This window comes from Pseudomonas nabeulensis (assembly GCF_004682045.1).
Classification (GTDB): domain Bacteria; phylum Pseudomonadota; class Gammaproteobacteria; order Pseudomonadales; family Pseudomonadaceae; genus Aquipseudomonas; species Aquipseudomonas nabeulensis.
In genome coordinates this window covers 1-20,608 of the sequence record NZ_QUZT01000030.1, presented here as the reverse complement: position 1 = coordinate 20,608, position 20,608 = coordinate 1, and the positions used below count along the sequence as shown (strand labels likewise).

Annotated in this window: 18 protein-coding genes and 2 pseudogenes; 12 read left to right on the top strand and 8 right to left on the bottom strand. The window is 56.9% G+C overall.

Features of this window, described 5'->3' with window-relative positions; all coding sequences use genetic code 11:
• The first annotated feature begins 7 nt into the window (after positions 1 to 7).
• Positions 8 to 1,555, top strand: coding sequence for a conjugal transfer protein TraG N-terminal domain-containing protein (locus tag DYL61_RS16675; protein ID WP_135309230.1), 1,548 nt, complete (start codon positions 8 to 10; stop codon positions 1,553 to 1,555).
• 69 nt (positions 1,556 to 1,624) lie between these two features.
• Here the strand turns inward: DYL61_RS16675 and DYL61_RS16670 are convergent, their stop codons facing one another.
• The 5 genes from DYL61_RS16670 to DYL61_RS16650 form a co-directional block, all read right to left on the bottom strand.
• A complete protein-coding gene (locus DYL61_RS16670; protein ID WP_135309229.1) occupies positions 1,625 to 1,990 on the bottom strand; it encodes a DUF3742 family protein in 366 nt (121 codons plus the stop codon).
• An 81-nt stretch (positions 1,991 to 2,071) separates the two neighbouring features.
• On the bottom strand, positions 2,072 to 2,470 hold the full coding sequence (locus tag DYL61_RS16665) for a putative toxin-antitoxin system toxin component, PIN family (protein WP_202978037.1): 399 nt from the start codon (positions 2,468 to 2,470) through the stop codon (positions 2,072 to 2,074).
• Between the two features lie 10 nt (positions 2,471 to 2,480).
• On the bottom strand, positions 2,481 to 2,732 hold the full coding sequence (locus tag DYL61_RS16660) for a type II toxin-antitoxin system Phd/YefM family antitoxin (RefSeq protein ID WP_135309227.1): 252 nt from the start codon (positions 2,730 to 2,732) through the stop codon (positions 2,481 to 2,483).
• Between the two features lie 242 nt (positions 2,733 to 2,974).
• Entirely contained in the window at positions 2,975 to 3,391 is a 417-nt protein-coding gene (locus DYL61_RS16655) for a PIN domain-containing protein (RefSeq protein WP_202978036.1), read from the bottom strand.
• Positions 3,384 to 3,617, bottom strand: coding sequence for an AbrB/MazE/SpoVT family DNA-binding domain-containing protein (locus tag DYL61_RS16650; protein WP_106476450.1), 234 nt, complete (start codon positions 3,615 to 3,617; stop codon positions 3,384 to 3,386). Before DYL61_RS16650 ends, DYL61_RS16655 begins: the two co-directional genes overlap by 8 nt.
• A 398-nt stretch (positions 3,618 to 4,015) precedes the next feature.
• Here DYL61_RS16650 and DYL61_RS16645 point away from each other — a divergent pair, with 398 nt between their 5' ends.
• The 8 genes from DYL61_RS16645 to DYL61_RS16605 all read left to right on the top strand — a co-directional run bounded on the left by DYL61_RS16645 (position 4,016) and on the right by DYL61_RS16605 (position 12,996).
• Positions 4,016 to 4,999 (top strand): DUF1852 domain-containing protein, encoded by a 984-nt coding sequence (locus DYL61_RS16645; protein ID WP_135309225.1) that lies wholly within the window; start codon positions 4,016 to 4,018, stop codon positions 4,997 to 4,999.
• A 28-nt stretch (positions 5,000 to 5,027) separates the two neighbouring features.
• Positions 5,028 to 6,062 carry a methionine synthase gene (locus tag DYL61_RS16640; protein ID WP_135309224.1) on the top strand — a complete coding sequence of 345 codons (1,035 nt, stop codon included), beginning with the start codon at positions 5,028 to 5,030 and terminating at the stop codon, positions 6,060 to 6,062.
• Between the two features lie 21 nt (positions 6,063 to 6,083).
• On the top strand, positions 6,084 to 6,587 hold the full coding sequence (locus DYL61_RS16635; protein WP_135309223.1) for a flavin reductase family protein: 504 nt from the start codon (positions 6,084 to 6,086) through the stop codon (positions 6,585 to 6,587).
• A 660-nt stretch (positions 6,588 to 7,247) separates the two neighbouring features.
• Positions 7,248 to 8,180, top strand: a complete 933-nt coding sequence (locus tag DYL61_RS16625; protein ID WP_135309222.1) for a LysR family transcriptional regulator — start codon at positions 7,248 to 7,250, stop codon at positions 8,178 to 8,180.
• 95 nt (positions 8,181 to 8,275) lie between these two features.
• Positions 8,276 to 10,438, top strand: coding sequence for an FUSC family protein (locus DYL61_RS16620; RefSeq protein WP_228392629.1), 2,163 nt, complete (start codon positions 8,276 to 8,278; stop codon positions 10,436 to 10,438).
• Positions 10,428 to 10,622: a DUF1656 domain-containing protein gene (locus tag DYL61_RS16615; RefSeq protein ID WP_106495566.1), complete on the top strand. Its 195-nt coding sequence runs from the start codon at positions 10,428 to 10,430 to the stop codon at positions 10,620 to 10,622. Before DYL61_RS16620 ends, DYL61_RS16615 begins: the two co-directional genes overlap by 11 nt.
• A gap of 40 nt (positions 10,623 to 10,662) precedes the next feature.
• Positions 10,663 to 11,550, top strand: a complete 888-nt coding sequence (locus tag DYL61_RS16610; RefSeq protein WP_238704576.1) for an HlyD family secretion protein — start codon at positions 10,663 to 10,665, stop codon at positions 11,548 to 11,550.
• Positions 11,551 to 11,559: 9 nt separating this feature from the next.
• The gene (locus DYL61_RS16605) at positions 11,560 to 12,996 is read left to right on the top strand and encodes an efflux transporter outer membrane subunit (protein ID WP_135309220.1); all 1,437 of its coding nucleotides are present in this window, start codon (positions 11,560 to 11,562) and stop codon (positions 12,994 to 12,996) included.
• A 237-nt stretch (positions 12,997 to 13,233) separates the two neighbouring features.
• On the opposite strand, the gene DYL61_RS16600 is transcribed toward DYL61_RS16605, so the two are convergent.
• Positions 13,234 to 13,479: a hypothetical protein gene (locus DYL61_RS16600; protein ID WP_135309219.1), complete on the bottom strand. Its 246-nt coding sequence runs from the start codon at positions 13,477 to 13,479 to the stop codon at positions 13,234 to 13,236.
• A 416-nt stretch (positions 13,480 to 13,895) separates the two neighbouring features.
• Between DYL61_RS16600 and mobH the strand changes: the two genes are divergently transcribed.
• Complete coding sequence (gene mobH, locus DYL61_RS16595; protein ID WP_135309218.1) at positions 13,896 to 15,734, top strand: MobH family relaxase; 1,839 nt, start codon at positions 13,896 to 13,898, stop codon at positions 15,732 to 15,734.
• A gap of 53 nt (positions 15,735 to 15,787) precedes the next feature.
• Here the strand turns inward: mobH and DYL61_RS31905 are convergent.
• Positions 15,788 to 16,207 (bottom strand): annotated as a pseudogene (locus tag DYL61_RS31905) (hypothetical protein); the annotation flags it as partial.
• 512 nt (positions 16,208 to 16,719) lie between these two features.
• On the opposite strand from DYL61_RS31905, the pseudogene DYL61_RS16580 reads away from it, so the two are divergent.
• Positions 16,720 to 17,712 (top strand): annotated as a pseudogene (locus tag DYL61_RS16580) (IS30 family transposase).
• Between the two features lie 562 nt (positions 17,713 to 18,274).
• Here the strand turns inward: DYL61_RS16580 and DYL61_RS16575 are convergent.
• On the bottom strand, positions 18,275 to 19,483 hold the full coding sequence (locus DYL61_RS16575) for an S-(hydroxymethyl)glutathione dehydrogenase/class III alcohol dehydrogenase (protein ID WP_238704578.1): 1,209 nt from the start codon (positions 19,481 to 19,483) through the stop codon (positions 18,275 to 18,277).
• A gap of 27 nt (positions 19,484 to 19,510) precedes the next feature.
• On the opposite strand from DYL61_RS16575, the gene DYL61_RS16570 reads away from it, so the two are divergent.
• Entirely contained in the window at positions 19,511 to 20,599 is a 1,089-nt protein-coding gene (locus DYL61_RS16570) for a GlxA family transcriptional regulator (RefSeq protein ID WP_338053106.1), read from the top strand.
• Positions 20,600 to 20,608: the final 9 nt, after the last annotated feature.

The window sequence follows — 20,608 nt, the reverse complement described above, 5'->3', positions numbered from 1 at the left end:
CTGGATCATGACGCTTTTCACTACGGATTACCTGGAGTACTACCTGACACTCGTTGCCTGGGTCGTTCACAACGGTATTTGGACTGTGCTCGTCTCCAGTGGCGTGTTCGCCATCCCCTTTGTGGCGATGATCATTCAGGAGTGGCTCAAGGCCCGCGCCGAGGGTGCTGACGAGGGTAATAAAGGCGTGCTGAGCTCGATGCGCATCGAGAATCGAGTGTGGGTGGCCATCGTCGTCGTCATGTTCGCTGGTATTCCGTTCATCGACGTCGATCTCAACACCATCAGGTACGACCAGGCGCGCTCGGCGCAATGCCAGGTTAGCGTGCCGCAACCGAGTGATACCGGCTGGTCGCAATCCTTCAGCACCCTCAACAACCAGAGCGCCAAGGTGCCGGTATGGTGGGCCTTCATGCACGCGTTGTCGCGCGCGATCACCGGCGCCTCGGTGGCGGCCATCCCTTGCGGTACCGACTTAAGGCAAATGAGGATGGAGATCAACGCCACACGCATCGACGACCCGGTTCTCGCGCAGGAAGTCGCGGATTTCACTCACGACTGTTACGGGCCGGCCCGCGCGAAGCTGTTTATGCAGCGGCCGCAGCTCGATGAAGCGCAGATGCATGACGTGACCTGGATCGGCTCAAACTACTTCGTCGGTACCAGCGGCTACTACGACACCTATCGCGCCAAGACGCCGCGCGACGGCTGGGCCTATGACAGCAACCGGGACGCCGGCCTTGCGCAAGTGCCCAGCGGTGCCGGCTATCCGACCTGCCGCCAGTGGTGGAACGATGCCGGCAACGGTCTGCGTGCACGCCTGTTGGGTCAAGTTGATCCGAGCCTGCTGACCCGGTTGGCTGGCTGGGCTGGTTTTCTGAGTCGCGCCGAGGTGGATGATTCGGTGATTCGGGCGATCGCGTCACCGCGCCAGCAGAAGCTCAATCAGGGTTCGGTCTATACGGATTATGGTGGGCAGATCGACAAGACCGACGCGAATATCATCACCCGCGCGGCGAGCGACGTAGGGCTTGCGGTGGGTTCACTTGCCTATTTCCCCGCCATGGATGCCGTACGCCAGGCGCTGCCAATGGTGCTGTCTCTATTGAAAATGGCTGTGGTCATTTGCATCCCGCTGGTGCTTGTGGTCGGTACCTACGACCTCAAAACGGTTATGACGGTCAGCATGGTGCAGTTTGCGTTATTTTTTGTGGACTTTTGGTTCCAACTCGCGCGCTGGATCGACAGCACTGTCCTTGATGCGCTCTATGGTTGGGGTTGGGGCTGGAATCGGCCGCACACGAATTTTGATCCAGTGATGGGCATGAACAATGCTTTCGGCGACATGTTGCTGAATTTTGTCATGGCGACGATGTTCATCGTGCTGCCCTTGTTCTGGGTGACTGCCCTGGGTTGGGCGGGCCATTCCATCGGGAATGCATTGCAGGGGCTTACTGGCGGAACGGAGGGAGCGAAAGCCTCTGGCGGGAAGGGAGCAGAACTGGCGTTTGGCAATGCAATGAAGTGGGCATCTACGCCGAGCAAGAAGAAGTAGCGCACCATCCGATAGCGGTTTGGGCATACCCTTACCGCAGCTCCTCCTCACATGCGCTTGGCAAGAGAGCTAGGTGTTATGGGGATCATTGGGGTCGTGCTGGTCAATACGGTATCCATCACTGGAGTAGAGACCATAGCCGGCGTACCCGTCCCGCCATTCCGCTTCGGGCATCGTCAAATCGCCGGGATCGTAGCCTCGGGCGACAAACATTAGAAATACCAGCAGCAGCGCAAGCCAGAACATCGTGTAGAGCAACACCGCCAGAACGGCGAACTTGGTGATCCACAGCAGTGTGGTCACAACGCCAGCCGGCACGCTCCTGGAGACCAGCCACCCAGCTACGCCCCGCTCACGGCGCACGTACTCTCGCCAGCCACGGCCGAGCCAACGACCAAAGCGTTCTGCGGTACTGCTGCGAGTTATCGTGTTCATGGCTTGCTCCTACGGTATCACTTGATTGCTCCACAAGATTCGGGTTCTGCCCCGATCCGTCAACGTTGAACGCGGCATTTTTCAATCGATCGGTCTGTCCAGAAAATCGACCGGCTTCAGTATTTCGATGCCATGGAAAGGATGCAGTTCCAGCAGATCCTGGTCTCCGGTAAGGATGACATGCGCCTCGCCATTCAATGCCACATCAAGGAACTTGTCATACTTGGGATCGCGGCACGCAGAAATCCGCTGGGTGATGGTCACCACCCGTACGATCCCGCCGAGCAGGCGCAGGAACTGCTGACGATCTTCACGGGATATGTACTTGTCGAACTTGTCCCGGCCTAGAATCTCGCTCAACTCTGCCAGCGTTTCCTCAGATATCAGCGGGATGCCCCAGGCTAGCCCATGATCCACCGCCAAGGCCGCAGTGCCACCAGGCATGAGCAGGCGGCTGATCCAGAGGTTGGTATCACTCACCAGCTTACGATCAGTCCTCACCGCTCAGGAGCCCTCGCAGTACGTCCTGGGTCATGCCGGTGTCCTTGGCCTTGGCACCCACACGGTCACTGAAGCGCTGGAATTCAGCCACGTTCAGGTGCACTAGGCGTTCATACTCATCCATCGACATCAATACCGCCACATCCCGCTTTTGGCGCCGAATGACCACCGGTTCCCGCCGCGCGGCCTCAATGATCTCTGCAAATCCTTGCCTCGCTTCGCTTGCTGTTACGGCGCGCATATGGAATCCTCATGTACGTTTTGTACAAATTGTACTCTCGATGGATGGCCGTCGCAGCCGATGTTCCTCTACTCAACTAGGAAGGATCCGTGCAGGGCAACTCAAGCAATGGATGCGGCAGCTCACTGAGGGTGTGTATACGTCTCTAAGCCACCACCTCCGCCAGTTGCTGAACTCCCACCAAGAGCGTTCGGTGGGATCCTGTCTACCAAGAGAGCGGTATGACTTTCAATCTGCCGAACTTACCCAGCCGCAGCGAACGGGTTTCTGATGGCCAAACTCTCTTCCAGTATCTGACCATGGCTCATGTCCTCACTATAGAGCGAGCGGCAACCAGCTGCCGTCGCAGTTGCTACGATGCAAGCATCACGGAAGGCTAGGCGGTGACGTTCAGCAATCAACCGAGCCTGATCATGAGCCGCTTCAGTTAGCGGCACGACCTTGCAGAAGCTGCGCACCAGCTCCAGGAATTGCCCGATCTCATCCCAGCTCATACGAAGCTTGTGCACGCATACATGCGTGACTTCATTGAGTACCTGCACACTGATAACCGGATGAGTCTTTAACAGGCTCTCGGCACAGTCTGCCTTGGTCGAATCCGCCGACAGCAGGTACAGCACCACGTTGCTGTCGAGAAACGTCTGATATTTTTCAGCCACGCCCGTTCGCCTCATCGCAGCTGAATTTGAAGTCCGCTGGCAGCTTGCCCCGGAAAGCGCGTAGACGTTCGAGCAACGTATCGGCGCCCGGTTTCTTACGCACTGCGAAGGTTCGTGCATCGTCCACGATGATCTCGATGTCGTCCCCTTCGCGCAATTCAAGCGCCTCAACCAAGGTTGCGGGCAGGCGCACGGCCAGGCTGTTGCCCCATTTTGCGACTTGCATAGATAACCTCTCTTTGGATATACAAAATCAAATGTATATCTAAGGCGGAGACCATTCGCAAGTACCGGAAAGCCTGATGCCTGCAAATACCGGCACCAACAAGAACTATAGAAGCTCGACTGACGATACAGCCTGGCCAGCCAGTGATCCTCGCTAATTACGATGGCGGAGCGTACGGCCGCCAGCGACCTAGTTAGGGTGGATTTCCCCGAAGCGATTTTTAGACATGAAGAGTGGAATAGGGGCATGGGGCGATCACCCCAATCATGAGCCAACCTAATATTACGCTGAAATAAATTCAATTTTCCTCATGATCTTCCCACTCTAAAATGCACTCTATCAAGACCGACCGGTCACGAAGTTCAGGAATTATTCAAGTTACAGGGCGCCGGATTGCGATGTACAACGAATTCAGCTTCACCATCAAGAGTATTGATTTCGACGAGAACTATCGGCCCGCCGACAGTACCCGCATCACCACTAACTTTGCCAACCTGGCCCGTGGCAGCCACCGTCAAGAGAACCTACGCAATACCCTGCGCATGATCGACAACCGTTTCAATGCCCTAGCGCACTGGGACAATCCGAAAGGCGATCGCTACACGGTCGAACTTGAAATCATTTCCGTCGAGATGAATATCGATGGAGCTAGCCGTAGTGGTGCGCTGCCACTGATCGAGATACTGAAGACCAATATCATCGACCGGAAAACCGGCGAGCGTATCGAAGGCATCGTTGGCAACAACTTCTCCTCCTATGTGCGCGATTACGACTTCAGCGTGCTGTTGCCCGAGCATAACAAAGACCAGTCCGGATTCAGTACCCCGGAAAACTTCGGCGACCTGCACGGCAAGCTGTTCAAGTGCTTCGTCAACTCCAGCGCTTACCAGGAGCATTTCGCCAAACAGCCGGTCATCTGCCTGAGCGTGTCGAGCAGCAAGACCTACCACCGCACCGAGAATCAGCACCCGGTGTTGGGTGTCGAATATCAGCAGGACGAGTGCTCCCTGACCGACGAATACTTCCGGAAGATGGGCCTAAAAGTGCGCTACTTCATGCCGCCAAACAGTGTTGCGCCCCTGGCGTTTTACTTCTCCGGCGAACTGCTCGGCGATTACACAAATCTCGAACTGATCAGCACCATCGCCACCATGGACACCTTCCAGAAGATCTACCGGCCGGAAATCTACAACGCGAACTCCGCAGCAGGTACATCCTACCAGCCAAGCCTTAAACACCAGGATTATTCATTGACTCGGATCGTCTATGACCGGGAAGAGCGCAGCCGCCTAGCGAAAAAGCAGGGTAAGTTCGCCGAAGAACAGTTCATCAAGCCTTACCAGGCTGTTCTTCAGCAGTGGTCCGCCACTCACGCTTTTTGAATAATTGAAACTACAAGGTCATCCTTTCATGAAAAAACTGCTCCCCACCTCGACTGCCGGCAGCCTGCCAAAACCTTCATGGCTGGCCCAGCCCGAGACGCTCTGGTCGCCCTGGAAACTCGAAGGCGAAGAGCTGATCCAGGGCAAGCAGGATGCGCTGCGCCTGGCCTTGCAGGAACAGCAACAGGCAGGCATCGATATCGTCAGCGATGGTGAGCAAACCCGTCAGCACTTCGTCACTACCTTTATCGAACACCTCGAAGGCGTCGACTTCGAGAAGCGTGAGACCGTGCGTATCCGTGATCGCTATGACGCCAGCGTGCCGACAGTGGTGGGTGCCGTTGCCCGGAAAAAACCGGTGTTCGTCGAGGATGCAAAATTCCTGCGCCAGCAGACCGGGCAGCCGATCAAGTGGGCGCTGCCTGGCCCGATGACCATGATCGACACACTCTACGACGCCCACTACAAGAGTCGTGAAAAACTCGCCTGGGAGTTCGCCAAAATCCTCAACCAGGAAGCCCGGGAGCTGGAGGCTGCAGGCGTCGATATCATTCAATTCGACGAACCGGCGTTCAACGTGTTCTTCGATGAAGTGAACGAGTGGGGCATCGCCACCCTGGAGCGGGCCATCGAAGGCCTGAAATGCGAGACCGCCGTGCATATCTGCTACGGCTACGGCATCAAAGCCAACACCGACTGGAAGAAGAGCCTGGGCTCGGAATGGCGCCAGTACGAAGAGACGTTCCCGAAGCTGCAGAAGTCCAGCATTGATATTGTCTCGCTGGAGTGCCACAACTCCCATGTCCCGATGGAGCTCATCGAGCTGATTCGCGGCAAGAAGGTCATGGTCGGCGCCATCGACGTAGCGAACCACGTTATCGAAACACCGGAGGAAGTCGCCGATACCCTGCGCAAGGCACTGCAGTTCGTCGATGCCGACAAGCTCTATCCGTGCACCAACTGCGGCATGACCCCGCTGCCGCGCCAGGTGGCACGAGGCAAGCTGAAGGCGTTGAGTGCAGGGGCTGAGATCGTCCGCAACGAACTTCTCAACCAGTACTGACCCATGCCGTAGGGACTTGCCATGTCACTTTCCAGTACTGCCATCGAGCCGCTGCGCTTTCGCGAGGTGCTTGGGCACTATGCTTCTGGTCTCACGGTGATCACTTCGTGCATCGACGACGACCCAGTCGGCTTCACCTGCCAGTCGTTCTACAGCGTATCGGTGAACCCGCCGCTGGTGTCCTTCAGCGTGATGTCCGGCTCGGGCAGCTACCCGAGGATTCGCGAGGCTGGTCGCTTCGCGGTCAATATTCTCTCTGGCGAGCAGGTGGGGATCTCCAACCAGTTCGCCCAGCGCGGTGCGGACAAATGGCACGGCGTCGAATGGCAGGATTCGCCGCTGGGCAATCCGCTTATTGCTGGCAGCCTGCACTGGCTCGATTGCGAGATCCATGCCGAACATGCCGCCGGCGATCACCTGATAGTGATTGGCGAGGTCAAGGCGTTGAACCTAGAACAAACCGACATTGCGCAGCCCTTGCTGTACTTCAAGGGGGAATACTGCAATCTTGCCACACGGGTCTGATGCGCGCGCTCGTTCAAGAAAGAGTTATTCATGAGGCGTGACGTGCTGGGCTGATCTGTCACGCATGACCGATGCCCCGCGCCGTGACATGAAAAAGGATGGTCGATTCCCTGGCCCACGCGCTATGCCCTGTCACACACCGGTGAAGGTGGTTGATGTTCGGAATTAGAGAAATCTGATTCCTATCGCAGATGCGCTGATTACCCAGCCACGACAGAATCAATGGCGCCCACGCCGGTCCTAAACTGATTCAATAAAGAGAGCACACCGACTCGGCGAGGACAGGAAGACATCCTCGAACGCGCCACCCCGCTCGCCCCGCTCATCGTCGGCTACGCCATGAGCGGCCAACTACAGTGGCCAGTCCGGCCCCCCAACTCGTGGCGTAGCGCTACTCCACCCGGTCGCGACGCATGTCCACCAAGGCCGACGTCGCCTCGACCTGCGCCTAGATCTGCGTATGCCGCTTATTAAATCGTCCCAGGCCGGCACCAAGTAGAACTGGTGTCACGCTGCAAAGAGCCTGGTACGTTGCTCTTGGATCTGCTGGATGTCAGCCTCCCCCTTCGGCGGTACCGCACAAATACCGCCCTTGATTGCTTATCACGCCATCAATATGGCGTTAGGATTCCACTTTACGCAATCAATGGGAGACGCGCTATGGCGCAACCCGATCTCAACTTGTTACTTGCCTTGGATGCTTTACTGGAGGAAGGCAGCGTCATTGGTGCGGCGCGACGCATGAACTTGAGCCCGCCTGCAATGAGCCGTACGTTGAGCCGTATCAGGGAGACGCTGGGAGATCCCGTTTTCGTGCAGGCGGGGCGCAAACTTGTGCCTACGCCTAGAGCACTGGCGATGCGTGAGCAGGTGCGAGCGGCGGTTGAGCAGGCGACACAGGCGCTGGCACCCAGTGCAGAAGTTGATCTCAAATCGTTGCAACGGCGTTTCAATGTGCGGGCCACCGATGAATTCGTGAGTCTCCACTTGGGCCGATTGCTGGAGGCAATGGCGAAAGAAATGCCGCGGGCCACGTTGCGTTTTTCTCCCGAGGAAGACGATGTGGACGATGAGGCGCTGCGCAGTGGGCGCATCGACCTGTTCATCAGCGCTTCGCGTAAGCTAGGCCCGGAGATCCGGGTGCAGTCGCTTTTCACTACGACTTTTGTTGGGGTCGCTCGCCAGAATCATCCTGTCTTCGAGGACGACATCACGCTCGAACGCCTTACCCGTTGGGAGCACATCAATGTCTCCCGACGCGGCAAATCCACCAGCCCCATCGACGCGGCAATGGAAGCCCAGGGATTACACCGGCACGTCGCGCTTGTGGTCTCAAATCCTTATGCTGCCTTGTTCGCCTTGCAGGATTCCGACTTGCTGCTACCGCTGCCCAAGTATCTGGCGAACAGCGCGATCACTGCAGGGTTGCGCGTCCGCCTGTTCGAGCTACCCATACCGCTAAAAACAGTGTTATTGACCCAAGCCTGGCACCCTCGCTTGCAGGGTGATCCTTCACACCAATGGTTACGGCGCACGATCTGGGACTTGGCCAATGAGGATGAGGTCGCCGCTAAGAGGCGCAGCAAGGTGTAATGTCAGTTTCAATCAGTGCGTCAAACGCAGTCTTGGATTCCAATAAATTCACTTTTCGGAATCGAGTGCCGCTCTTACATTGATCTACATCGTCAATGCAAGAGGGTCTCAACGTGCGTTCCGCGACAGTGCCGTCGGCATCTCAAGCATCTCCTGGTGCTCCTGCTCCAACAAATAGTCGCCTCCGCACGGCGCTGATTCGCTGGCTGTCGAAGATAGATCTCACCACGGCACGTGCCACCTACGTACTGCGCTCCGTCCTTGCTGCCTGCTTGGCGCTGGTCGTGGCTTACCTGCTCGACCTGCACGCGCCTTATGCGGCTGCATCTAGCGTGCTGCTGGTCATCAACCCGGTTCAGGGGGCGGTGATTGGCAAAGGCACTTGGCGCATGCTTGGTACGCTTGTGGGCATGTTGGCTGCCTTCGTGCTAATGAGTGCGTTCGGACAGATGCCATGGCTTTTCGTTCTGGCCTTTGGCTTCTGGCTGGGCATTTGTGTGGTGGGAATGACGTTGTTGCGTCACTTCCGCGCCTATGGGGCCATGCTTGCCGGATACACCGTGGGGCTGGCCGCTTACGACGCTCTGCAGCACCCGCAATTGACCTTCGACAGCGTGATGGGGCGTGGTACGTCCGTGCTTGTTGGCGTGGCGTGCCTCGGTTTGGTTTCTGCGCTATGCAGCACCCGCAGTGTACGCACCCGTCTCGAAGCGCAATTGAGGCGCCTGGCCGCAGCCACTGCTGAAACGCTGGCAACACAGCACAATGCCATCAGTGATGGTGATGCGCATGCTGATTCTCCACGCGTTTCACCGGTTCGCCGTAGCCTCATTACTGAAGTCTATGGCATGGATGACTTACTGGCGCTGGGAAAGGCGGAATCGGAGGATCTGGCGCAGCGTGCAATGGCGGTACGGCACGCGATGGCCTCTTTGTTCGCCGCACTGGTTGGCGGCATGCCGCCGCGTCAACCAGACAGTGCTGGCATGCGCGCGCTGCGGGCCTTGCGGCCAGAAGTCGAGCAGGCATGGCGTGATGCTGGACAAGCCATTGGGCGTGGTCCGCAAGGCATTGCGCAGGCGATGCAGTGTTTGCATGAGGTACGAGAGCGCCTGATCGAGACGCTGGCCGGGACGTCCTTGCCCGAACCGGGGGAGCAGGCTGCTCTGCTCATTACGGGTGACCGCTTGGTTGAGCAGATCGACGATTATCTCGCGGCTCTGGACGGCATCAGCGCGATACATCGCCCACGCCCGCAATCGAAGTTGCCCCCCGTGCCGTTCTACCGCGATACGACTGCTGCGATACAGAACGGATTGCGCGCGATGCTTACCGTGGTGCTGGGCGGTGCGTTCTGGATCGTCACCGGCTGGCCACACGGCAACATGATGTTGGCTGCGCTTGCGGCCTGCTGCGCTCTGCTGGCGACGGCCCCAAATCCAGCCGCCGGCGCCGTTGAATTCATCAAGGGCACGGTGGCAGCCGTGCTAATGGCATTTCTTTGCACGTTCCAGGTTCTGCCACATATCGAGGGCCTGCCGCTGCTGCTGGTGGTATTGGGTCTGTTCTGGTTGCCCGGCATCTATGCAACCAGTTTTCCACGGTACGGTCTGGCAGGCGTGACCTATCTGGTCGGATTTACGACGCTGGCTTCGGCTTCCAATCCCATGCATTACGACCTTAATGTGTTCTTGAATGCATCGGTGGCTTGGATACTGGGCACATGCTTCACGCTGCTTGGTGTTCGACTCATCTTGCCGCGCAATCTGACGCGGGATATTGATCGGCTACGCCTGCGCATCCGTGACGATGCGCTGGCTGTTTTGCGCGGTGGGCGCGCAGATCGCCGCATCTGGCAACTGCGTCAGCAGCATCGCATGGCGCAGCTCGGCGCGTTGCTGAAGGCCCAGCCTGTCGCCATGGATCACGCCATTGGCGATGCACTGGCCAGTCTGCATCTGGGGCGAGAGCTGTTGCGCTTGCAACAATGGCTGCGACAGGCTCCACGCACCTCACCGCTGTATCTGCCATTGGCGACTACATTGCGGCGCATGGCTCACCGTGCGGACGATCCATTGAAGGCCGCTCGTCATGCGTCCCGTGGCGCCAGATCCCTGATGCGGACGGTCGCCGTCCAGCAAACCGGGACGGCTGACGGCCAGCGTCTGAGTGCGGCGCTGCTTGACGTCGCCGCATTGCTTGAAGGCCACGCAGCCTATTTCTCCCACCTATCTCGGAGCCGGAATCATGCTCAGTGAAGTGGCCGTGGCGGGCGTCTACCTGCCACCGTTTTTTGTCTATGCCTGCGTCGCGTTGCAGCTGTTCCTGGGCTTGCGCTTCCTGCTGGCTCGTAGCGGCCTGCTGCGCTGGGTCTGGCATCCAGCGCTGTTCGAGTTCGCGCTTTCTCTTTGCCTGGTTTCGATGCTGATACTTTATGTCTAAAGCTAATGTTCCATCCTTATTAAAGCCCGCGGCGAAAGCAATGCTGACGCTGCTCATTGTCATCGCTGCAGCAATCTTAGTGAGCGAGCTCTGGCGTGCCTATGTCGTCGCACTCTGGACACGCGATGGCCGCGTGAGCGCTCAAGTTGTGCGAATCGCGCCGGAGGTATCAGGAACGGTGGTCGATGTTGCCGTGACCGATGATCAGCAGGTTAAACGTGGGGACGTGCTATACCGCATCGACCCCGCACGCTTTCAACTTGCCATCGCACAGGCTGAGGCGGAATTGGCGGGCGCATCCGCGACACTGCAACAGAAGATAGAGGATGCCAAACGACGCCGAGGCATGGATGACCTTGTGCCTGGCGAAGACATTCAGCGGGCAAACCGGGCCGTTGCCATTGCCCGCGCGGAGCAGCGCCGCGCGCAGGTCGCACTGGACGCGGCGCGATTGGATCTCGATCGTACTGTCTTGCGTGCTCCGTCGGATGGATATGTGACACACGTACGGTTGAATCAGGGTGACTATGCTGTGGCCGGGCAGCAGAACATCGCGCTACTCAAGGCGAACAGCTTCTGGATAACAGGGTATTTCGAGGAAACCAAGCTGCGCGGTATCCGTCCTGGTGCAGCGGCACAAATCCGGCTGATGGGGTTTGACGATTTGATCCAGGGACACGTGGCCAGCATCGGTCGAGGCATCACAGACCCCAATCAACAGGCCGACGCTCAGGGCCTCCCGCATGTAGAGCCGAGTTTCAGTTGGGTTCGTCTCGCACAGCGTATCCCCGTGCGAATCGAAATCGACCAAGTGCCTGCCCATGTCGTCTTGGCTGTTGGCATGACCGGTAGCATCGAGATCAGCCAGCAAGGAAACGACGCAGTGCCCAAAGGGCGTTTGATCACGCTGCTACATCGCTGGATGTAAGGGGGAAACATGCGCACATTCCAATACGCTATCGGACGGAACCATCCCCGCTCGATGCTTTCTCTCCTTCTGATTGCTTGCCTCGTAGGCTGCACAACAGTGGGGCCTGACTATCGAGCGCAAGATCTCAATCTTCCTGTCGGCTGGCATGAACCACAACCGAGTTTTCCAACATCAAACCAGGAAAGCCTGCAAAGTTGGTGGCGCTCTTTCAATGATCCGATGCTGGATCAATTGGTTGCCCAGGCGCTGGCCAAAAACCAGGATCTCGATATTGCCCTGGCACGGCTGCAGCAGGCGCGCGCAGAGCGTGTTCAGATTGCGGCTGGCAAGGGGCCGATCGTCGCCGCAGGGGGCGGCGGCGAAGCCTCCCGCGCCAGCGGAAGATTGGACGATGTATCGAGTGGTCGGTCGCGTACTTGGCGTGCAGGCTTTGATGCGAGTTGGGAGTTAGATTTGTTCGGCGGAATCCGACGCGCAGTCGAATCAGCCGATGCGGGCATTGAGGCGTTATCCCATGACCGCCAGGCTTTGCAGGTAAGCCTGCTGGCCGAATTGACAACCAGCTATGCCGAGTTGCGGACTGCGCAGGCGCGACTAGCTATCGCGCACGGCAACATCCGTAATTTGCGTGAAAGTGAGGCCTTGGCCCAGCGGGCATTGCAACGCGGTCTGGGCACCACCGCGGATGTCATGCAGGCACGGGCTGAGCGCGAAGCCGCCCAAGCACAACCGCCAGTGTTAGAGGCCGACATTGCGCGCTTGAGTCATGCCATCGGCGTGTTGGCGGGCGGTTTTCCTGGCGATTGGCGTGCAGCCTTGGCGGAGCCGTCACCAGTACTGCCTGTCGCACCCGCGTTGCCGCCCTCATTGCCATCGGAAGTCATTCGCAAGCGTCCCGACCTGCAGGCAGACGAGCGCCGCTTGGCCGCCGCCACGGCGCAAATCGGCGTTGCCGAAGCGGCGCGCTTCCCCAGGTTCACCATTCCATTGGGTATAGACACCACTGCCAGTCTGATACGCGACCTGTTCTCGGGGGCAAGCCTGGCGTGGTCGGCAGGAATGCAAGCAAGCCAGACGCTCTATGACGGTGGTTACGCACGGGCTGGTGTCACGGCCGCGCAAGCCAACGCCAATGCAGCAGAGCTAGCGTATCAACGCGACGTGCGATTGGCGCTGCGTGACGTAGAAGATGCGTTGACAAGCTTAAACAGCGAACGTCAGAGGCAGGTTTCGCTGGCTGCTGCAGTCGCTGATAGCCAGCAGGCGGTTGATCGCACAACCCGACTCTACCAAGCGGGCCTGAGTGCATATCTTCCTGTGCTCATCGCCCAACGCACCGCCAATCAGGCCAGAGATTCATTGGCGCTAAGTCAACTGGGAGAAGTACACGGCGCCATCTCGCTATACAAGGCCTTGGGTGCGGGTTGGCAGGATGAGCCCTAGCGAAGACACAGGAAATCCGCACCCCCGCTCCGAAGTACTACCGGCCGATAACAGGTGAGGGTGTGGCTACTCGATAGCACACACCCGACGGAAGCCCAGATGCGGTAAACCCCACCAAAGATGAGTTCTGACCTGGGGATAATTCAGGGCGTTGTGCTTGCCCCGTTCCGCCTTCTTGGTTGACCTCTGCGTCCAGACTGTAAAGCATGGCCTTGGCATCGAGTGTCTGAGGAAGGCTTAGTGTGTTCGACTACCGGGTTCTTCGAACTCAGCGTCAAAATCAAATTCTCTCAGCCGACACAATAAATCCTGAAAAGCCTGTTTGCCGCCGAACACACGGGCAAACACGACGCATTGACACAGAAGTGAGTCTAAAAGCATTCGCTGATCTTGCTCGGACTGGAACTGATTCACGCCTGAAAGGATGAGTTGGTATGCGGTTTCGGCATAAATGCTAGGTGTTTGGTCATCTAAACGATCCATGTCGGCCTTTCCCCTGTGATCGCATTACCTACACCGCCGCCCAGTTGGATGGCGGCGACCCGCAGGGGTGAGAAACCGGCAGGAGTCCACCGGCCAGGCGCGAACGCCTGCCCTGCGGATCGCCATAACGCGACCCGCAGACTCCTGAATCGGGTTCTCACACCCGGCGCCGATGAGCGGCGCGCTGCGAGCATTGCATATCCTCCTGCATTGTTTCAATAAGAACCTGGCCATCGCCCAACAAAACGGCGGCCTCAATGCCACATTCCTGATCGACAGAACTAGGCCGTCGTTCTACATGTAAAGGCTTTGATAAAGGAAAAGGCCTAAAAGAGGGTAATGGAATGGGCGTAAGGGGAAAGGCTCTATCAGGAAAAGGAAAAGGCCCACCGTCCTGGAAACTATCGGTGCACTCCATGCTTTCAATGTTCCAGCGCAAAAAGACCGTCTCAGCCTCAGCAAGTGTCACGCCTCCCCCGCTACAGATCTCCAAAGGGTGGATTCGGCCGGAGTCGGCCACATCCTTGCTGGACGCGCCTCGTCGAAAAAAGCTGCTTGAGTACATATGGCAGCGCACGTCGCTCTCGCGCGCGCAATTCAAGGCCCTGTACCTTGCCCCGCTCGAACGGTACGCAGCACTGGTCCAGCAATTTCCCGCCTCGGAAAGCCATCACCACGCATACCACGGGGGCATGCTCGACCACGGCCTTGAGATCGTCGCCTATGCCCTCAAATTGCGGCAATCTCATTTGCTTCCAGTTGGAACCACACCCGAGGATCAGGCTGCGCAGGCTGAGGCCTGGACAGCCGCGATAGCCTATGCGGCATTGATTCACGACATCGGCAAGATCGTTGTCGACCTTCATGTCGAGTATGAAGATGGCAGTATCTGGCATCCCTGGCATGGACCAATGACACGCCCGTACCGCTTTCGCTACCGCGAGGATCGCGAGTACCGCCTGCACAGCGCGGCCGCTGGCGTGCTTTACCACCAACTCCTTGACCGGGAGATCCTTGACTGGCTCAGCGCATATCCTTCGCTATGGGCCTCGCTGCTCTATGTATTGGCGGGGCAGTATGAGCATGCCGGCGTGCTGGGGGAACTCGTCGTGAAGGCAGACCGAGCCTCGGTAGCCCAAGAGCTTGGTGGAGACCCCGGCCGGGCCATGGCAGCCCCCAGGCACGCCTTGCAACGCAAGCTGCTCGATGGCCTGCGCTATCTGTTGAAGGAAGAACTGAAGCTGAACCAGCCCCAGGCGTCGGATGGCTGGCTGACGGAGAACGCCTTATGGCTGGTGAGCAAAACCGTCTCCGATAAGTTGCGGGCGTATTTGCTGTCTCAGGGTATTGATGGCATCCCGTCCAGCAACACCGCAGTATTCAATGTGTTGCAAGACCACGGCATGCTCCAAGTCACCCCTGAAGACAAAGCCATTTGGAAGGCGACTGTCACCAGTGACACCGGCTGGTCACACAGCTTCACGTTCCTCAAGCTCTCGCCAGCATTGATTTGGGAGCCTTCCGATCGACCAGCGCCTTTCGCTGGTACCGTGGCCGAAGACGCAGCAGGCGTCGACGCAGCCGAGGATTCTGGCGCCTCCCCCACCACTTCATCGACTTCCGTCTCTCCGTTCGTGGGCGGCACACATACTGCATCACCTGACGCAACCATTGCCAAGCCCGCACCAGCAGGATCCGTACCGGTTCAAGTCGATGCGATGGAGGATCTGCTGTCGTTGATTAGCAACCCGTCCCCACCGATGGAGGCCGTTGCCGAAGAGGCCGCTTCCGGCCTCATGACAAGCGAGACAGCGCCCACCAGCACGCCAACACCAGCACCCGAGCCAGAGGAAAATCTGTCACCCCAGACAACCCCGTCAGCCAAGCACTTCATGGTCTGGCTGAAGGAAGGCATTGCATGCCGAAAGTTGATCATCAACGATGCCAAGGCCCTGGTGCACACCGTAGACGGCACGGTTTACCTGGTCAGTCCTGGCGTATTCCAGCGCTATGCACAAGAGCATCCGCAAACCGCAGCTCTTGCCAAGCAAGATGCCGTGGCGGACTGGCAGTGGGTACAAAAACGCTTCGAGAAACTGCTGGTGCATCGCAAGCAGAACAGCGGGTTGAACATCTGGACCTGCGAAGTCACCGGGCCGCGCAAGACACGCCGGTTGCACGGATACCTGCTGGAAGACCCCAAATACCTGTTTGATGAAGTGCCGCCGAACAACCCGTACCTTCGGTTTTTTTGAGGCCGTACGATTAGCCCTTAAATTCTGCTTTTGGCGCACGAAGCTACAACGTGTAGGTTACCCGTCTCACCAAACCTGATAGCAACGCTCAAACCTGCTATCAGCCCTCCAAACCCCATAGCAGGCAATTAAAGCCCGCCAGTAATCATGAAACCGATAACTGCTCCTGGTATCACCGCATGACTCATAGCATCAGCGACCAAGCTCATGGCCGCGTATGTCGTACCCTTTAAGGTAAAAGGTGCTTTTTCCAAAATCAAGACCAAGTAATACCAAGCTGTTCATTAGCAGTCTCCTTAGCGAAATTTGGAACCCCGGTGAGTCTAGATTTACCGGGATTCCCGTGCCGGGCTGACCAGATCATTAACGCCAACAGGCTCGGAGCTCAAGCCAAGCGCGAGCGTTGCAACCAATGCACGTCGCATAGAGCCATAGTCGACGAATGGCGATATCATTAAGAAGAACATCGTTATTTCAACTGTTGCCCTTATTTGCGGAATCATCGCACTGCTCAGCCACGACATCCGCCACAGTAATTTGAAAGCTACGATCAATTGAGAGGATTGAGGGAGATAACCTATGTCTCGCGTATGTATAGCACCCTGATCAATGGAGCCAGTGGTAACAAACTCGCCCATTAATGCTTTTAGAAGGGTTGATTTACCGGCCCGTTTGGGCCGGCAATGGCAGTGAAACTTCCCTGCTTGAACGCCTCTGAAACTGGGTAAATAGCAACATTGGCGCCGTAGGAAACCGAGAGATCATCTAGCCGGATTGCTACTCATGGCAGAGACACCGCCCAGCGGATGGCAAACCAGGGCGGACTAGAGCAAGCACAGCACCTATCCTTCGGTACCACGCTGAGATTGTAAGCAACGAGTTGCACGTTCTTTTATGCATGAGAGAAAAATACCACAGAAAATTGACACAGGGCGGCGGCAAAACTGAGCGCAACACCTGACCATTCCGACACGGTGCTGCCTCTATGTCTTATTCCGAACTCAGTGTTGAAGAACGCGTCATCACTCAAATCGGTCATGCCCAAGGCTTCAGCCTGCACAGGATTGCCGGCTTGATCACCCGATTCCCTTCAGGGAGCTGCGCCGCAATCGAGATGTCTGTGGCGGTTATTCGGCCCGCGCGGCCCAGCAGCAGATGCAGGCCTGCCGCCGGGCCTGTCGACCGATTCGAAAGCTGTTGCCGGGTAGCGAACGCTTCGAGTTGGTGGCCCATATGCTGCGCAAGCGTTTATCTCCCGAGCAGGTTGCCGGCAAGCTGCGCGGTCAGAACATTCCCAGCCTCAGAGATGCCTACGTCAGTCGCGAGACGATCTACAGCGCGATCTGCGCCCTGCCGGTAGGTGAACTGAGCAAGGAACTGATCACACCTGTCTGCGCCAAGGTAAGACGACGCGCAGACGCCGCCCTGGCGGCGTGGATCGGCGCGGCCAGATCCCTGAGATGGTCAGCCTCCATGTGCGCCCGCCGGAGATCGAAGACCGAGTGATGCCGGGACACTGGGAAGGCAAACCTGATCAAGGGTAAAGGCGACGCCTCGTCTGTCGGCACACTGGTGGAACGCACCAGTGGCTACCTGATGGTTGAGAAGATGAACGACGCGAGGGCGACCTCGGCAATGGAGGGTTTCAGTGCAGCACTCCATAGCATGCCACTGGCGATGCGCAAGACTATGACCAAGGCCCGACACGCCGAGATCACCCAGAAAACCGGTATAGCGATCTACTTCTGTGACCCGAACAGTCCTTGGCAACGCGGCAGCAACGAAAATATCAATGGCCTGATCCGCCAGTACCTGCCCAAGGGCAAAGACCTATCGGTACACAGTCAGGAACAGCTGAATACCATCGATCTGCACTGAATATGCGCCCGCGTAAGCGCTTCGACTTAAGTGTCCTATCGAATTCATAGACGAATTGATGAAGAAAACCATGGCAATGCATCCTGATGCTCCAGTTTAAATTCAATAAGCGAGTTGCAATAAGCGAGTTCAATTCGCCCGGTATAATATATAATTAATAGTTGTGTTATTCATTCCTCGGTGGGTGCGGCTTTCATCTTTCCGCCCTGACTGCGTATCAGTGGGAAGCCCCATATGCTTACCTATTCTGTCTCTTATGACGACGGAATCTTTTGCGAGCATCCATTAGTAGATGAGCCCGCGCCCTTGAAAGGTGTAACCCTAAAGTACACTATTTGGAAAACAGGTGAATGAGTAGCCCCCTCACAATGAGCGCCCACCCCATCACGAACACTAAAATGCCGACAAAACGCCGACCCTGCAAAACAAGCGGCGCTATGAATGGACGACTGCTCGCCCAGTAAAGTTCTTTTAATGCCATAGTATTATTCTCATCACAGTGCCTGCACGGTCATCAAACACCTCACTAGAACAGTCCTACTTTATTAGAGCTCTTTCATCAATCAGCGACCATTATCTGAAGTGCACTACCCACACCTGAACTCGGCTCACAAGTGGATAGTGCAACTGGATCAGTTCAAGTAGGCCTTACCAGTACTTTTTCATGCAGGGTAACGGGTGGAGTCAGGCCTAGGAATTACCCGTCCATCTCGATCGAGTATTACGCCTGGAAGGTCGTGACTTAGGGTTTCCCTTTCTTGATAGTGAATTACTGATCGAATCGCTTCCCCGCGCTTTAGCAAATCGAACGCATGGTTCAGGGTTTCGTGATCCATATTGTGGGTAATGTAAGGATCCACATTGATTTCCCCGCGAAGCCATTCGTCAACCATGCCTGGGAGTTCCGAGCGCCCCAGCACGCCACCAAACGCGCTACCTTTCCAAACACGCCCGGTGACCAGTTGGAATGGACGTGTTGCAATCTCCTCCCCCGCCCCAGCTACACCGATGATGATGCTCTCACCCCAGCCTTTGTGGCAGCACTCAAGAGCAGCACGCATCAAATCAACATTACCGACACATTCGAACGAGAAGTCCACTCCTCCATTAGTCATGTCGATGATGACGTTCTGAAGCGGTTCACGATAATCCCGCGGGTTGACGCACTCCGTCGCCCCCAAGGACATAGCCAATGGAAATTTGTTGGGATTCACATCAATTCCGATGATACGTCCGGCGCCTTGGAGCACCGCCCCTTGGATGACAGCCATACCAACGGCACCTAGGCCAAAAACAGCCACCGTGTCGCCTGGCCGGACTTTTGCGGTGTTACGCACGGCTCCAATGCCAGTCGGGATCGCGCAGCCCATGATCGAGGCCTTGGCCAACGGAGCAGCAGGATCAATTTTCGCCACCGCAATCTCTGGAAGTACCGTGTACTCACTGAATGTCGACGTGCCCATGTAGTGGAAAATCGTTTGCCCCTTGTAGGAGAAACGGCTGGTGCCATCCGGCATGAGTCCTTCACCCTGAGTCTTTCGAATCGACTGGCAGAGATTGGTTTTTCCTGACTGAATGAAAGGGCAATTCGGATCTTCTGGTGTGTAGAGAGGGATCACATGATCACCTGGCTTAACGGAGGTAACGCCACGGCCAACGTCCTCCACGATCCCAACACCTTCGTGACCAAGGATGCACGGAAACTTACCTTCAGGGTCACGCCCAGATAAGGTAAAGACATCGGTATGGCAGAGGCTTGTGGTTACGATCCTGACAAGCACCTCCCCATCCTTTGGCCCCTCAAGGTCAATTTCCTCAAACTGCAGGGGCTGATTGGGGCCCCAAGCGATAGCAGCACGTGTTTTCATGATAGTCACCTGTTAGGTTATAACATATCAATGCTACATCACACGTCGCCGTCCGCCAGGCAGTATTCGGCGGGTTGGCCAGATCCACCGGAAATCTGTCCGATTGACGCAGTAAGGAATTTCCTAATGAGGCTCCACGACCAGAGCGGTGGACGAAGCGTACACATCGTCATCTACCCAGGGTTCAAGTCGCTCGAAGCAGTAGGTGCACTGACAGTATTTGACTACGCTAACGCACGATTGAGGGCAAAAGGGGAACGGCCCCTGTACACCCTTCAACTCGTAGCTCCCGAAGGGGGATTGGTTCGGTCTGACACATTTATCCAACTGGCAGCTGAGCGACTACACGACACAGGGCTACCCCATACCGCCCTAGTCGTGGGCGCTCGAGACATCAACACCGCAGTGAAACAAAACCGCACAATTGTCGACTGGTGTAGGACTTCGGGAAGTAAAATTCAAAGGTTAGTAGGGGTGTGTTCCGGAGCTTTCTTTTTAGCCCAAGCAGGCATATTAGATGGCTTGGACGCAACCACTCACTGGAGCGTTGCCAACAGGCTTGAGGCGGAATTTCCAGCTGTCAATGTCAATGCTGATGCCATCTTTATCCAGAACGGAGGCATCTGGACGTGCGCCGGCATGTCGGCTGCCATCGACCTAAGCTTGGCCCTGGTCGAACAAGATCTTGGTCAAGAAGTAGCACTGAACATTGCCCGAGAGCTTGTTGTATACCTGAAACGACCAGGGGGGCAATCTCAATTCAGCCAACATCTCGACAGTCAGATGACGCCACACTCCGGGATCAGAGAGCTACAAAAATGGATCTTGCAGAATCTCAGACAAGATCTCAGCCTCGAAGTACTCGCCCGCCAAGCGAATATGAGTAGTCGAAACCTAAGGCGGGTTTTTCAGCAACAGACAGAGAGCTCTCCGTCTCAATTTATAGAGCGAGCACGTCTCGAGCAAGCCCGCCGGTTGCTAGTTGACGGGGACACTGCGTTGAAGCGCATCGCCGCAGCGTGTGGTTTTGGTTCGGAGGATCACATGAGAAAGGTATTCCAACGGCAGTTGGGCGTTACACCCAAAGCCTATAGAGACAAAATCCAATGCCCACCTTAAGCAGGCTAG

What these genes read in the sequence shown, in the direction of transcription:
- DYL61_RS16625 (WP_135309222.1), top strand. Translation starts at nt 7,248, where the DNA reads ATGGCGCAACCCGATCTCAACTTGTTACTTGCCTTGGATGCTTTACTG.
- DYL61_RS16605 (WP_135309220.1), top strand. Translation starts at nt 11,560, where the DNA reads ATGCGCACATTCCAATACGCTATCGGACGGAACCATCCCCGCTCGATG.
- DYL61_RS16640 (WP_135309224.1), top strand. Translation starts at nt 5,028, where the DNA reads ATGAAAAAACTGCTCCCCACCTCGACTGCCGGCAGCCTGCCAAAACCT.
- DYL61_RS16650 (WP_106476450.1), bottom strand. Translation starts at nt 3,617, where the DNA reads ATGCAAGTCGCAAAATGGGGCAACAGCCTGGCCGTGCGCCTGCCCGCA.
- DYL61_RS16635 (WP_135309223.1), top strand. Translation starts at nt 6,084, where the DNA reads ATGTCACTTTCCAGTACTGCCATCGAGCCGCTGCGCTTTCGCGAGGTG.
- DYL61_RS16600 (WP_135309219.1), bottom strand. Translation starts at nt 13,479, where the DNA reads ATGGATCGTTTAGATGACCAAACACCTAGCATTTATGCCGAAACCGCA.
- DYL61_RS16675 (WP_135309230.1), top strand. Translation starts at nt 8, where the DNA reads ATGACGCTTTTCACTACGGATTACCTGGAGTACTACCTGACACTCGTT.
- mobH (WP_135309218.1), top strand. Translation starts at nt 13,896, where the DNA reads ATGCTTTCAATGTTCCAGCGCAAAAAGACCGTCTCAGCCTCAGCAAGT.
- DYL61_RS16645 (WP_135309225.1), top strand. Translation starts at nt 4,016, where the DNA reads ATGTACAACGAATTCAGCTTCACCATCAAGAGTATTGATTTCGACGAG.
- DYL61_RS16660 (WP_135309227.1), bottom strand. Translation starts at nt 2,732, where the DNA reads ATGCGCGCCGTAACAGCAAGCGAAGCGAGGCAAGGATTTGCAGAGATC.
- DYL61_RS16570 (WP_338053106.1), top strand. Translation starts at nt 19,511, where the DNA reads ATGCTACATCACACGTCGCCGTCCGCCAGGCAGTATTCGGCGGGTTGG.
- DYL61_RS16670 (WP_135309229.1), bottom strand. Translation starts at nt 1,990, where the DNA reads ATGAACACGATAACTCGCAGCAGTACCGCAGAACGCTTTGGTCGTTGG.
- DYL61_RS16615 (WP_106495566.1), top strand. Translation starts at nt 10,428, where the DNA reads ATGCTCAGTGAAGTGGCCGTGGCGGGCGTCTACCTGCCACCGTTTTTT.
- DYL61_RS16610 (WP_238704576.1), top strand. Translation starts at nt 10,663, where the DNA reads ATGCTGACGCTGCTCATTGTCATCGCTGCAGCAATCTTAGTGAGCGAG.
- DYL61_RS16620 (WP_228392629.1), top strand. Translation starts at nt 8,276, where the DNA reads ATGCAAGAGGGTCTCAACGTGCGTTCCGCGACAGTGCCGTCGGCATCT.